13 protein-coding genes are annotated in these 13,875 nt (G+C 54.2%); 8 read left to right on the top strand and 5 right to left on the bottom strand.

Going from position 1 to position 13,875, the window contains the following annotated elements:
• Positions 1 to 23: 23 nt before the first annotated feature.
• Positions 24 to 752, top strand: a complete 729-nt coding sequence (locus L350_RS15650) for a MerR family transcriptional regulator (RefSeq protein ID WP_023299929.1) — start codon at positions 24 to 26, stop codon at positions 750 to 752.
• 110 nt (positions 753 to 862) lie between these two features.
• On the opposite strand, the gene L350_RS0122245 is transcribed toward L350_RS15650, so the two are convergent.
• A complete protein-coding gene (locus L350_RS0122245; protein ID WP_240183871.1) occupies positions 863 to 1,456 on the bottom strand; it encodes a DUF3828 domain-containing protein in 594 nt (197 codons plus the stop codon).
• Positions 1,457 to 1,952: 496 nt separating this feature from the next.
• On the opposite strand from L350_RS0122245, the gene sufA reads away from it, so the two are divergent.
• From sufA to L350_RS15690, 7 genes are all read left to right on the top strand, one after another.
• Positions 1,953 to 2,321 carry a Fe-S cluster assembly scaffold SufA gene (gene sufA / locus L350_RS15660; protein ID WP_022647873.1) on the top strand — a complete coding sequence of 123 codons (369 nt, stop codon included), beginning with the start codon at positions 1,953 to 1,955 and terminating at the stop codon, positions 2,319 to 2,321.
• A gap of 8 nt (positions 2,322 to 2,329) precedes the next feature.
• A complete protein-coding gene (gene sufB, locus L350_RS15665) occupies positions 2,330 to 3,820 on the top strand; it encodes a Fe-S cluster assembly protein SufB (RefSeq protein WP_003857739.1) in 1,491 nt (496 codons plus the stop codon).
• Positions 3,821 to 3,829: 9 nt separating this feature from the next.
• Positions 3,830 to 4,576, top strand: coding sequence for a Fe-S cluster assembly ATPase SufC (gene sufC / locus L350_RS15670; RefSeq protein ID WP_022647874.1), 747 nt, complete (start codon positions 3,830 to 3,832; stop codon positions 4,574 to 4,576).
• Complete coding sequence (sufD, locus tag L350_RS15675; RefSeq protein WP_022647875.1) at positions 4,551 to 5,822, top strand: Fe-S cluster assembly protein SufD; 1,272 nt, start codon at positions 4,551 to 4,553, stop codon at positions 5,820 to 5,822. The genes sufC and sufD overlap by 26 nt, the downstream gene beginning before the upstream one ends.
• Positions 5,819 to 7,039 (top strand): cysteine desulfurase SufS, encoded by a 1,221-nt coding sequence (sufS, locus tag L350_RS15680; protein WP_032624374.1) that lies wholly within the window; start codon positions 5,819 to 5,821, stop codon positions 7,037 to 7,039. The genes sufD and sufS overlap by 4 nt, the downstream gene beginning before the upstream one ends.
• A 14-nt stretch (positions 7,040 to 7,053) precedes the next feature.
• Complete coding sequence (sufE, locus tag L350_RS15685; protein WP_032624373.1) at positions 7,054 to 7,470, top strand: cysteine desulfuration protein SufE; 417 nt, start codon at positions 7,054 to 7,056, stop codon at positions 7,468 to 7,470.
• Between the two features lie 97 nt (positions 7,471 to 7,567).
• Entirely contained in the window at positions 7,568 to 8,581 is a 1,014-nt protein-coding gene (locus L350_RS15690; RefSeq protein WP_023299936.1) for a L,D-transpeptidase LdtE, read from the top strand.
• A 60-nt stretch (positions 8,582 to 8,641) separates the two neighbouring features.
• Here L350_RS15690 and lpp read toward each other — a convergent pair whose 3' ends face one another.
• The 4 genes from lpp to L350_RS15710 all read right to left on the bottom strand — a co-directional run bounded on the left by lpp (position 8,642) and on the right by L350_RS15710 (position 13,518).
• Entirely contained in the window at positions 8,642 to 8,878 is a 237-nt protein-coding gene (gene lpp / locus L350_RS15695; protein WP_001082307.1) for a murein lipoprotein Lpp, read from the bottom strand.
• 312 nt (positions 8,879 to 9,190) lie between these two features.
• Positions 9,191 to 10,612, bottom strand: a complete 1,422-nt coding sequence (gene pykF, locus L350_RS15700; protein ID WP_015570703.1) for a pyruvate kinase PykF — start codon at positions 10,610 to 10,612, stop codon at positions 9,191 to 9,193.
• Between the two features lie 377 nt (positions 10,613 to 10,989).
• Positions 10,990 to 12,135: a trans-sulfuration enzyme family protein gene (locus tag L350_RS15705; protein ID WP_032624372.1), complete on the bottom strand. Its 1,146-nt coding sequence runs from the start codon at positions 12,133 to 12,135 to the stop codon at positions 10,990 to 10,992.
• A 12-nt stretch (positions 12,136 to 12,147) separates the two neighbouring features.
• Complete coding sequence (locus L350_RS15710; protein WP_032624371.1) at positions 12,148 to 13,518, bottom strand: pyridoxal-phosphate dependent enzyme; 1,371 nt, start codon at positions 13,516 to 13,518, stop codon at positions 12,148 to 12,150.
• Positions 13,519 to 13,875: the final 357 nt, after the last annotated feature.

Here is a 13,875-nt window from a genome sequence, read left to right as displayed (position 1 = left end):
AAGTATTGTGCGTGAGGGAGTTAATGGCCTATTACAGTATCGGCGAAGTGGCCGAACGATGCGGTATCAACCCCGTTACGCTGCGTGCCTGGCAGCGCCGTTATGGATTGTTGAAGCCGCAGCGAAGTGAAGGGGGTCATCGTCAGTTTGACGATGAAGATATCCTGCGTATCGAAGAGATTAAACGCCTGATGAAAACGGGTGTTTCGGTCGGTAAAGTAAAAGCGCTTCTTGAAAATACAGAAGTGATGACGCATGGGAACTGGGCATCGTTTCAGGAAGAGATGTTAACCGTTCTGCGCTATGCCAATCCGGCAAAACTGCGCGCCAAAATCAGTGAGTTCCGCCGCGACCATGCGATGGATGTTCTGATAGATAACATCATCACCCCTGTGCGTCAGCGAATGAATCAGGATCAGAATACGGTGCGTCATATGGCGAGCCTGCTCGACGGTGTCCTGATTGAGTTTGCCGTTACTAGCCTGGTTGAATCACGAAAAAAAGCAGGTAAAGATGCGCTACTGGTTGGATGGGAGTGCGACGACCGTACGCATTTGTGGCTGGAAGCGGCCCGTCTTGCCTACAAGGGCTGGCATATCGACGTGCTGGCTGAACCCATTGATTCTCCACGTCCGGAACTTTTCCCTGGACAAAAAATTTTCGTCTGGACCGGTAAAGCACCTACGCCTCGTCAACAGGAGCAGCTCGACCACTGGCGTGAACAGGGTTTCGCCGTCTCGTTCCATCACTGATGTTAAGGGGGTCAACGGTAAACCGCCAGCGCGGGATTTTTGCTTTCTGGCGATACGACAGGGGTATCCGCGAAGATGCATAGCATCAGTACCCCTGTCATATCGTCGGTTTATTCCATCATCAGATTGTCTGAAATATTCATACTGGCCACGGATTCAACTTTCCACACGCCATCTTCCTTGAGCATGCAGTCAATCACGGTGTGATCCCGCTTTTTGCCGAATGAGATATAAACCTGCATACAGGCGGCATCGTAATCCAGCGCCCGCGCACTGACGATGTCCCAGTCATCTTCATATCCCTGAGCCTTGATGAACAAATCGACGTCAGGCACGTCATATTCATCTGGATCCAGCTTATCCATGTCTTTGAGTTTGCTGATGGTTTCACGGGTTACATATGGCCTCAGCGCTTCATAGTTTTTCAGGGGCTCTTTCCCGATAATAATTTGCGAGATGTACCACTTATTAAACTGAAGGGCAGCGGATACCTCAGGGGGTAACTTCTGTGCAGCTGATGCGAGAGTGGGCAGAAGCAGGATCGCCAGAATTAAATTGCTTTTCATATCCTTAGCATAATGTGTGTTCTGTAGATTAGCACCGCCGGCGCGAATGGATTTTGAAACAAATTCTGCACATCTTTTCTGGCTATACTGACCTGCATGCTGGCGAGCATGAACTGCGGCTTTATGGGCACTCCACATAATTTAATCCCTTACTGAATAAATGGTTAACAAGGGAAACATTACGCCGAAAAGGGACGAGTTTATGTAATTAATCATGATCGGAATTTAACCACTATCAGACTGATAAATAATGGTTAACTTATCCATCAAACGTCTTTATGCGCGCCCAGGTAAGGCAAAAAAGAATTAAAAAGAACCTGGCTTAAGGGGGAGGCATACGTAAAAAATGTATATGATGCCTGGGCGTACTTTAGCTATCTCAAAAATAGGTATTTTCAATACAATTTTTATTATTGCCCGCCACCTTACCGCCTTTCTTATGAAATGCATTATTTATCAATGCATTGAACAAAACTAACCCACCCATCCGCATCCCGTCACAGGGTCTATGCTTAATGAAAGTAGCCAAAAAGGGCGGTTTAGCCCAAAGCCCCTGCTCGCAGGGGGTTGAAGTGATAATCGTTATCACTAACATGGTGTTATGCCCTGGTGGCTTATCAGATGAGGTGGACCTATGGAACTGCATTCAGAAACCTTCAATCCGGCCGATTTTGCCTGGCGTGGCTTAACGCTGACGCCTGCGGCGGCGGCGCATATTCATGAGCTGGTGGCAAAAAATCCCGACATCCTCGGCGTACGCTTAGGCGTTAAGCAGACGGGCTGCGCAGGATTCGGCTACGTGCTGGATACCGTAACCGAACCCAAAAAGGACGATCTGGTCTTTGAAACCGACGGTGCAAAGTTATACGTCGCGCTACAGGCTATGCCGTTTATCGATGGAACCGAAGTCGACTACGTTCGGGAAGGTTTAAACCAGTTATTCAAATTTCATAACCCGAAAGCCCAGAACGAATGCGGCTGCGGCGAAAGCTTTGGGGTATAGGCGGTACTATGTCTCGTAATACTGAAGCAACGAGTGATGTAAACACCTGGAGCGGCGGACACCTCAACTATAAAGAGGGTTTCTTCACGCAGCTGCAAACCGATGAGCTGGCGAAAGGCATCAACGAAGAGGTCGTGCGCGCCATTTCGGCGAAACGTAACGAGCCGGAGTGGATGCTGGAGTTTCGCCTGAGCGCATTCCGCGCGTGGCTGGAGATGGAAGAACCCCATTGGCTGAAAGCGCATTACGATAAGCTGAACTATCAGGATTACAGCTACTACTCCGCGCCCTCATGCGGCAGCTGCGATGATACCTGTGCCTCGCAGCCCGGCGCGGTACAGCAAACCGGTGCCGAGAACAGCTTCCTGAGTAAAGAGGTGGAAGAGGCCTTCAATCAGCTCGGCGTGCCCGTGCGCGAAGGTAAAGAGGTGGCGGTGGACGCCATTTTTGACTCCGTCTCGGTGGCAACCACCTACCGTGAAAAGCTGGCGGAGCAGGGGATAATTTTCTGCTCCTTTGGGGAAGCCATTCACGATCACCCGGAGCTGGTGAAAAAGTACATTGGCACCGTGGTACCCAGTAACGATAACTTCTTCGCGGCACTGAATGCGGCGGTGGCGTCAGACGGCACCTTTATCTACGTGCCTAAAGGTGTGCGCTGCCCGATGGAGCTCTCAACCTATTTCCGCATTAACGCGGAAAAAACCGGCCAGTTTGAACGCACCATCCTGGTGGCCGATGAAGGCAGCTACGTCAGCTATATCGAAGGCTGTTCGGCGCCGGTGCGCGACAGCTACCAGCTGCACGCGGCGGTGGTAGAGGTGATCATCCATAAAGACGCGGAAGTGAAATACTCTACGGTACAGAACTGGTTCCCGGGCGATGGCAACACCGGTGGTATTCTGAACTTCGTCACCAAGCGTGCGCTGTGCGAAGGTGAAAACAGTAAGATGTCCTGGACGCAGTCAGAAACCGGCTCCGCCATTACCTGGAAATACCCGAGCTGTATTCTGCGCGGCGACAACTCCATCGGTGAGTTTTACTCCGTGGCGCTGACCAGCGGTCATCAGCAGGCCGATACCGGCACCAAGATGATCCACATCGGTAAAAACACCAAATCGACCATCATCTCCAAAGGGATCTCTGCCGGTCACAGCCAGAACAGCTATCGCGGGCTGGTGAAAATCATGCCGACAGCCACCAACGCACGTAACTTTACCCAGTGCGACTCCATGTTGATTGGTGCGGACTGCGGGGCGCATACCTTCCCCTATGTCGAATGCCGCAATAACAGCGCCCAGCTCGAGCATGAGGCGACTACGTCACGTATTGGTGAAGATCAGCTGTTCTACTGCCTGCAACGCGGGATCAGTGAAGAAGATGCGATTTCAATGATTGTTAACGGCTTCTGTAAGGACGTGTTCTCTGAACTGCCGCTGGAATTTGCCGTTGAAGCCCAGAAACTCCTCGCCATTAGTCTTGAACACAGCGTCGGTTAAGGAAAGCACATGTTAAGCATTAAAGATTTACAGGTTAGCGTGGAAGAGAAAGAGATCCTGCGTGGGCTCAATTTTGACGTCAAACCGGGTGAAGTTCACGCCATCATGGGGCCAAACGGCTCCGGGAAAAGTACGCTTTCAGCGACGCTGGCAGGACGCGAAGATTATGAGGTCACCAGCGGCTCCGTTGAGTTTAACGGCAAGGATCTGCTGGAGATGTCGCCTGAAGAGCGTGCCGGTGAGGGCATCTTTATGGCCTTCCAGTATCCGGTGGAAATCCCGGGCGTCAGCAACCAGTTCTTCCTGCAAACCGCGCTGAACGCGGTGCGCAAGTATCGCGGACTTGAGGCGCTGGATCGCTTTGACTTCCAGGATCTGATGGAAGAGAAAATCAAGCTGCTGAAAATGCCCGAAGATCTGCTCACCCGCTCGGTGAACGTGGGTTTTTCTGGCGGTGAGAAAAAACGTAACGATATTCTGCAAATGGCGGTTCTTGAGCCGGAGCTGTGCATTCTCGATGAAACCGATTCAGGGCTGGATATTGATGCCCTGAAGATCGTTGCCGACGGCGTAAACTCTCTGCGTGACGGTAACCGCTCATTTATTATCGTGACTCACTACCAGCGTATTCTGGACTACATCAAACCGGACTATGTCCACGTGCTTTATCAGGGGCGCATTGTGAAATCCGGTGACTTTACGCTGGTTAAACAACTGGAGGAGCAGGGTTATGGCTGGCTTACCGAACAGCAGTAATGCACTCCAGCAGTGGCACCGGCTGTTTGAAGCGCAGGGTGGAGCGCGCTCTGAACAGGCTCAGCACCATCTCCAGCAGATGCTGCGTCTCGGTTTACCGACGCGTAAGCATGAGAACTGGAAATATACCCCGCTGGACGGCCTGCTGAACGGCGAGTTTGTCACCCGTCTGGCGCAGGTTAGCCCCGGTCAGCGCGATGTGCTGGCGCTGAGCGTGGATGCCGTGCGTCTGGTGTTTGTAGACGGGCAGTTTCGTGAGGAACTCAGCGACAGCGTACAGGAGAGCGGGTTCGATATCGCCATTAACGACGAGCGCCAGTCGTTGAGTGCTCCGGTCCAGCCTGACGTCTTTCTGCACCTCACTGAGAGCCTGTCTAAGTCTGTCACCCATATTCACGTTAAGCGTAACCAGCGCCCGGCGAAACCGCTGCTGCTGATGCATATCACCCAGGGTGTTGAGGGCGGCGAGATCAACACCGCCCACTATCGCCACCATCTCGAGCTGGCAGAAGGGGCAGAAGCGACGGTAATTGAACATTACGTTAGTCTGAACGACACCCGCCATTTTACCGGCTCGCGTCTGACGATGAACGTGGCGGCCAACGCCCAGCTGCACCATATCAAGCTGGCGTTTGAGAATCCGCTCAGTCACCACTTCGCCCACAACGATATTCTGCTGGGCCAGGATGCCGCGGCTTACAGCCACAGCTTCCTGCTTGGCGGCGCGGTGCTGCGCCACAATACCAGCACCCAGCTGAACGGTGAGAACACTACGCTGCGTATTAACAGCCTGGCGATGCCGGTGAAGTCAGAAGTGTGCGACACGCGCACCTGGCTTGAGCATAACAAAGGCTACTGCAACAGCCGTCAGCTGCACAAAACCATCGTCAGCGACAAAGGACGTGCGGTGTTTAACGGCCTGATCAATGTGGCGCAGCACGCCATCAAAACTGACGGGCAGATGACCAACAACAACCTTTTGCTGGGACGTCTGGCAGAGGTGGACACCAAACCACAGCTGGAAATTTATGCGGACGACGTGAAATGCAGCCACGGCGCAACGGTCGGGCGTATTGACGATGAGCAGATGTTCTACCTGCGCTCTCGCGGGATAGACCAGCAGGCCGCGCAAAAGATGATTATTTACGCCTTTGCGGCTGAGCTGACGGAAGCGCTGCCCGATGGCGGACTTAAACAGCAGGTGCTGGCCCGTATCGGTCAGCGGCTGCCTGGAGGCGAAGCATGATATTTCCCGTAGAGAAAGTCCGGGCAGATTTTCCGGTACTGACCCGTGAAGTGAACGGTCTGCCGCTGGCCTATCTCGACAGTGCGGCCAGCGCGCAAAAACCGAATCAAGTGGTGGATGCGGAAGCCGAGTTTTACCGCCACGGTTATGCGGCGGTCCATCGCGGGATCCACACTCTGAGCGCCGAGGCGACCCAGCGCATGGAAAACGTGCGCACGCAGGTTGCGGCGTTTCTCAACGCGCGTTCGCCGGAAGAGCTGGTGTTCGTGCGTGGCACCACCGAAGGGATCAACCTGGTGGCTAACAGCTGGGGCAATGCGCAGGTGCACGCGGGGGATAACATCATCATCACCCAGATGGAGCACCACGCTAACATCGTGCCCTGGCAGATGCTCTGTGAGCGTATGGGGGCGCAACTGCGGGTGATCCCGCTAAACGAAGACGGTACGCTTCAGCTTGAACAGCTGGACGCCCTGCTTGACGACAGAACGCGGCTGGTAGCGGTGACCCACGTTTCAAACGTGCTGGGGACGGAAAATCCGGTGGCGCTGATCGTCGACAAAGCCCATCAGGCCGGTGCGAAAGTGTTGATTGATGGTGCCCAGGCGGTGATGCACCATGCGGTTGACGTTCAGACTCTGGACTGCGATTTCTACGTCTTCTCCGGGCACAAGCTGTATGGTCCGACGGGCATCGGCGTGTTGTATGTGAAAGAGGACATTCTTCAGGCCATGCCGCCGTGGGAAGGGGGCGGGTCAATGATTGCCACCGTCAGCCTGACGGAAGGCACAACCTACGCCCGGGCGCCCTGGCGCTTCGAGGCGGGCACGCCAAACACGGGCGGGATCATCGGGCTGGGCGCGGCCATTAGCTACGTATCTGAAACGGGGCTGGCGGCGATTCAGGAGTACGAACAGCTGCTGATGCAATATGCCTTGCAGGAGCTTGCCGGCGTCCCGGATCTGACCTTATATGGCCCTGCTGACCGTCTGGGTGTGATAGCCTTCAACCTCGGCAAGCATCACGCTTATGATGTGGGCAGTTTCCTGGATAATTACGGCGTCGCCGTACGTACCGGGCATCACTGCGCGATGCCACTGATGGCGTATTATCAGGTACCGGCCATGTGCCGCGCATCGCTGGTGATGTACAACACAACGGAAGAGGTCGACAGACTGGTGGCGGGACTAAAACGTATTCACCAGCTGCTTGGCTAACGGAGAGGCGAGAGATGGCAGATTTGCCGGACAGAGATAAATTGCTGCGTAACTTTGGGCGTTGCGCAAACTGGGAAGAGAAATACCTTTATATTATCGAGCTAGGTCAGCGCCTGCCGCCGCTCAGCGAAGAGGCGCATAACCCGGACAACATCATTCAGGGCTGCCAGAGCCAGGTCTGGATCCAGATGCAGCAGACGGAGGATGGCGTAATCGATTTACAGGGTGACAGCGATGCGGCCATTGTGAAGGGGCTTATTGCCGTCGTATTTATTCTTTATCACCAGATGTCGGCGCAGGATATTGTCGCCTTTGACGTTCGCCCGTGGTTTGAAAAAATGGCCTTAACCCAACACCTCACCCCGTCCCGCTCCCAGGGACTGGAAGCGATGATCCGCGCCATACGCGCCAAAGCCGCAATCCTTAGCTAAACTGACAGAACAGCATTCATTCTGTTTCGCGGGGTGGTTTCCACCTCGCTGGTTTTTCAGCTTTCTGACGTTTGGTCAGTGAATAAGGAATCTCAGCATGAAGCGCGCGTCTCTAATAACTCTATTACTCCTTGGTTCGCTCGGTGCTGTTAATTCAGCCAGGGCGGTTGATTATCCTTTACCGCCCGCAGGCAGCCGCCTGATTGGGCAAAATCAGACATACACCATTCAGGAAGGCGACAATAAGCTCCAGGCTATCGCTCGTCGGTTTAATACCGCCGCACAGCTTATCCTTGAAACCAATAATACCATTGCACCGGTAAACCCTGCGCCAGGAACGGTCATTACCATTCCTTCCCAGATGCTGCTCCCGGACACCGAGCGTGAGGGCATTGTGGTGAATCTGGCGGAGCTGCGTCTTTACTTCTATCCGCCTGGCGAAAATATCGTGCAGGTCTATCCGCTGGGTATTGGTCAGCTTGGGCTGGAAACACCGGTCAGCACCACCCGTGTGAGTCAGAAAATCCCTAACCCTACCTGGACCCCCACAGCGGGCATCAGAGCGCGCTCACTGGCGCAGGGCATTAAACTGCCGCCTGTGGTACCCGCAGGGCCAAATAACCCGCTGGGGCGCTTTGCGCTGCGTCTGGGCATCGGGAATGGGGAATATCTTATCCATGGCACCAGCGCGCCGGACAGCGTAGGGCTGCGGGTCAGCTCGGGCTGTATGCGAATGAACGCGCCGGATATCAAAGCGTTGTTTGAACAAGTGCGCGTCGGCACGCGGGTGCAGATTATCAATGAGCCGGTTAAGTTCTCCGTCGAGCCGGACGGCAAACGTTATATCGAGGTGCACAGGCCGCTGGCGCAGGCTGAGGGCGAAAACCCACAGACGGTGCCGTTCACGCACTCAGCGGCGTTTACCGCCTTCGCAGCGGAATCAGGTAGCGATAAAACGCTAATCGACAAAGCTCTGGCGCGCAGAGCCGGGATCCCGGTTGCCGTTTCAGCAGGCAATGGTTCGTCAGCCAGCAATTCTGTCCTGTCGGTTCAGAACAGTCGTGTCTCAGCGGCGGTGACGGAAGGCGAGGGAGAGAAAGCGCTTCAGTAGAGGTTTGACGAAGGCAAAAAAAATGGCGCACAATGTGCGCCATTTTATTAACAGGTACTATTACTTACGGTATTTAGTAGCCTGGTTGTCCAGACGCTGGTTAGCGCGAGCTGCGTCGTCTTTAGCAGCCTGAACGTCGGAACGCATTGCGTTCACGTCGTTGCTCAGCTGGTCAACTTTAGCGTTCAGAGTCTGAACGTCAGAAGACAGCTGATCGATTTTAGCGTTGCTGGAGCAACCTGCCAGCAGAGTAGAACCCAGGATTACCGCGCCCAGTACCAGTTTAGTACGATTCATTATTAATACCCTCTAGATTGAGTTAATCTCCATGTAGCGTTACAAGTATTACACAAAGTTTTTTGGGTTGAGAATATTTTTTTGATGGGATTACGCCTATTTTTGATCGTTCGCTCAAAGAAGCAACGAAATCGGCAATTTTGACGAAAAAGCTATGTTAAAAAAGGCATTTTTCATCGGATTCATCTTAGATAAATCGCGATTAAATAGAAAAACCCGATTTGCTTTTTGAATAGTTCTGGTTAATGGCGGGAATAAAAAAAGCGCCCCGAAGGACGCTTTTTAACAAAACAATAATTTGTTCGTGAAATATTACAGTACGTGGACAGATGCAGTGTTGGTTGTACCGCTTGGTACCAGTGCACCAGAAACCATAACCACCACGTCGCCTTTCTGAGCCAGGCCACAATCAACCAGTTCCAGAGCCACTTCTTTACCCAGACGATAGAAATCATCGGTAGAGGCAATCTCTTTCACCAAGTGTGGGATCACGCCTTTGCTCAGCACCAGCTGACGCGCGGTGGTTTCGTTGGTGGTCAGCGCCAGAATGGTCGCATCCGGGAAGTATTTACGCACGGCACGCGCAGATTTACCGCCCTGGGTCGCCACGACAATCAGTGGGGCTTCCAGTTTCTCGGCGGTTTCTACCGCACCACGGCACACGGCTTCGGTGATGCGCAGTTTACGGCTGTCGTTGTTGTAATCCAGACGGCTTTTCATCACGCGGTCGGTACGCTCACAGATGGTCGCCATGATGCCGACCGCTTCCAGAGGGTATTTCCCTTTTGCAGATTCGCCAGACAGCATAACGGCATCGGTACCGTCGAGGATGGCGTTCGCCACGTCGCCGGCTTCAGCGCGGGTAGGGCGTGGGTTTTTGATCATGGAGTCCAGCATCTGCGTTGCGGTGATAACCACTTTACGCGCGCGAACGCATTTCTCGATCATCATCTTCTGCGCGAAGATCACTTCTTCAACCGGGATTTCAACGCCCAGGTCACCACGCGCAACCATGATACCGTCAGACGCTTCAAGGATTTCGTCGAAGTTGTTCAGGCCTTCCTGGTTTTCGATCTTGGAGATGATCTGGATGTTCTCACCACCGTGCGCTTTCAGGTGCTCACGGATCTCAACCACATCAGAACGTTTACGGATGAAGGACGCCGCAACGAAGTCCACACCTTGTTCGCAGCCGAAGATCAGGTCTTGTTTGTCTTTTTCAGCCAGCGCTGGCAGAGCAATGGACACACCCGGCAGGTTAACGCCTTTGTTTTCGCCCAGATCGCCGTTGTTCAGCACTTTACAGATAACCTTGTTACCTTCAATCGCGGTCACTTCCATGCCGATCAGGCCGTCATCTACCAGCACGGTGTTGCCAACGGACAGATCGCTGGTGAAGCCTTCGTAGGTCACGGCAACGATTTCGTTATTACCTACAACGGATTTGTCGGTGGTGAAGGTGAAGGTCTGGCCCGCTTTCAGGGAAACGTCGTTACCGCCTTCCAGTTTGATGGTGCGGATTTCAGGACCTTTGGTGTCGAGCAGGATTGCCGCTTTTTTCCCGGTCTTGCTCATCACGTTGCGCAAGTTCTGAATACGCTGACCGTGTTCAGCATAGTCGCCGTGGGAGAAGTTCAGACGCATCACGTTCATGCCGGCATCCAGCATTTTGCTCAGCATCTCTTCGGATTCGGTTTTCGGGCCGATAGTACAAACAATTTTCGTCTTTTTCATGACAGTCTTAGTCTTTAAGTTGGGAAGGATATGGAAATCTCGCTCCGGGGGCGCACCGCCGCGGAGTCAAACCTGTGTTGCGAAAGAGTATATGACACGCACTAAGAATAGGTGACATCAAATGAGCGTGCAGAAGAAAGTGTGCCTGAGTGCCAGCCCAACGAATGAGAGGAGAAGTTGTACGTTGTTTTTTGTATTCCAAGCGCTGAAACCATTCACCAGGGATTTGGCGCGCATTATACGCTGATTCACAGTAAAAAGGAAAATGGAAACAGCGTTTCAAAAACATTCTGTGCAGATTCACATAAGTTTGTTATCAAGGCGTTAAGGCCTAATGTCATCTTATGACGGCAGGCGCAACGCCCGCCGTTTTTTGCTCACTTTTCCAGCGCCTGTTGAAGGTCGGCGATCAGATCCTTCGCATCCTCAATCCCCACCGACAGGCGTATCAGCTGCGGCACAATGCCGTTTGCAAGACGCTGCGCCAGTGGAATGGAGGCGTGGGTCATGCTGTAGGGCTGGCTCACCAGACTCTCCACCCCGCCCAGGCTTTCCGCCAGGGTAAAGAGCGTAAGATGACGAATCACCTCTGTCGCGCGTTGCGCATCGCCTTTAATCACAACGGAGATCATGCCGCCCGGCAGCGCCATTTGTCTGCGGGCAAGCGCATACTGGGGGTGTGACTCCAGCCCGGGATAGAGCACGCTCTCTATCTGCGGATGCTGCTCCAGCCATTGCGCAATCGCCAGCGCGTTGGCACTGTGCTTCTCAACGCGCAGGGAGAGGGTGCGAATCCCCCGTAGCGTCAGGAAGCTGCTGAACGGATCCAGAACGCCGCCAACCGCGTTTTGCAGATAGCCCAGACGCTCCGCGAGATCCTTATTTGCCCCGACAACAGCCAGCCCGGCAACCACGTCTGAATGACCGTTGAGATATTTGGTGGCGGAGTGAACCACAATGTCGAACCCCGCCTCCAGCGGCCGGTGAATGACCGGGGAGGCGAAGGTATTATCCGCCACGCTGATCGCATTATGGCGCCGGGCAATGTCTGCGATGGCCTCCAGGTCGGCCAGTTTCAGCAGCGGGTTCGTCGGCGTTTCCACCCAGATCATGCGGGTGTCCGGGCGAATGGCGGCCTCAAGTCCGGCTACATCGTCCGGCTTAACCCAGCTCACCTGTAACCCGGTGCTGCGCTTGCGCACGTTTTCGATCAGGCGATACGTACCGCCATACACGTCGTCAATGGCAACGATATGGCTGTCTTTATCCAGCAGTTCGAGCACGGTGGAAATGGCCGCCAGCCCTGACGCGAAGGCGTACCCGCGCGTGCCGCCTTCCAGTTCGGAGATGGCGGTCTCCAGCGCATGGCGGGTTGGGTTGCCGCTCCGGGAGTATTCGTAGCCGGTATGTTCACCCGGTGCCGGTTGCGCAAACGTCGACGTGGCGTAAATTGGCGGCATCACGGCGCCGTGCGTGTCGTGATACTCACCGCTGTGAACGCTGAGGGTGGCCAGGTATTTCATCTTTTGCTCCTTTTATTTCGTCAGGCGGTTACGCCAGGTGGTGAGTACGTCACTGCGTGTGATCAGACCCAGAAAGCGGTCTTCGTCATAAATAATCGCCACCAGGCCACGGTCAAAGATGGTGTACAGGGCGCTCTCCGGGGCCTGCTTATCCAGATATTCGACCTGACGTGTCATCGCCGCCGTCACGGGGAGAGAGAAGCGATCGGCATCTCCCTCAATGTGTCGCAGCAGGTCCCACTCGTCGATGATGCCGACGACCTTGTTGTTATCGAGCACCGGCAGCTGGGAGATGTCGTACAGGCGCATGCGGGCCAGCACGGTGGAAAGCGTGTCGTCCGGGGCGGCAGTCACCGTCGCGCCTTCATCGTGGCGCAGGGCAATATAGTCCGAGAGATCGCCTGCCTGCGGACGCGAAATCAACCCCTGCTGGCGCATCCAGTCGTCGTTGAACATCTTCGAGAGGTATTTATTGCCGCTGTCGCAGGCGAAGGTGACCACACGTTTTGGCGTAGTCTGCGCCTGGCAATATTTCAGCGCCGCCGCCAGCAGCGTGCCGGTGGAGGAGCCTGCCAGGATCCCTTCCGTTTTTAGCAGATCGCGGGCGGTGGTGAACGCCTCACGATCGGTAATGCGCCAGGCGCGGTTAACCCCTTCGATGTGCGCCAGCGGAGGGATAAAGTCTTCGCCAATCCCTTCAACCAGCCACGATCCGGCATCGTGATGGCGTCCGGTCTCAACCTGGTCCGCCAGTACCGACCCGGCCGGATCGGCAAGCACAAATTTCGTCTGCGGCGAATGTTCTGCAAACCACGCCTGTAAGCCACCCAGCGTACCGCCCGACCCCACGCCGACGACGATGGCATCGATCTGGCCGTCAAGCTGTTCAAACAGTTCCGGTGCGGTAGTGGTGCGGTGCGCCAGCGGATTGGCCGCGTTATTGAATTGGTCGATATAAAACGCGCCTGGCAGTTCGTTCGCCAGCCGCCGGGCATAATCCTGGTAGTAGGCCGGATGCCCTTTATTCACATCTGAACGGGTCAGCACGACCTGCGCTCCTAACGCGCGCAGGTGGAAAATCTTCTCGCGGCTCATTTTGTCCGGCACCACCAGGATCAGCGAGTATCCCTTTTGCGCCGCAATCAACGCCAGCCCCAGGCCGGTGTTCCCCGCCGTGGCTTCAATAATGGTGCCGCCGGGCCGTAGCTGCCCCATACGCTCGGCTTCGTTAATCATCGACAGCGCGACGCGGTCTTTAATCGAGCCGCCTGGATTCTGATTTTCCAGCTTCAGAAACAGCGAGCAGGGGCCGGTATCCAGCTTGTGCAGCTGGATGAGTGGCGTATGGCCAATTAGTTCGGTGACGGAGTGGTAAAGCGTCATGGTCATGTCCTGTGAAGAGGTGATGACCGGATGATAGGACCATGAAATTTTCTCAATAAAGAACGTTTCACTGGGTTTTAGAACAGAAAGGAATAATCCTTATGTTTTTGGATTGAAAGACAGCAAGACGTAAAGCTGCCCGGATGTGAGGATGGCTAAATCCGCATAAAGTGCTGCAAAATTAACCGATTTCGCCGGGTGAGTGTGACCTGATATGCAAAGGGCAGATAATTATTGCTGATATTCATCTAAATGCTTTTTCACCCGCCAGTTCGCTGCTTATTCCGCCGCGTTATAAGAAATTCTTTTTTGGTCATTTAAAAGCTGATAACGGCTGTTTACTATCTTTTGGACATC

It is taken from the genome of Enterobacter sp. MGH 4 (assembly GCF_000534735.1).
Taxonomy (GTDB): domain Bacteria; phylum Pseudomonadota; class Gammaproteobacteria; order Enterobacterales; family Enterobacteriaceae; genus Enterobacter; species Enterobacter intestinihominis.
Note: the sequence above shows the minus strand (reverse complement) of the source record. Positions and strands in the feature narration are given on the sequence as shown.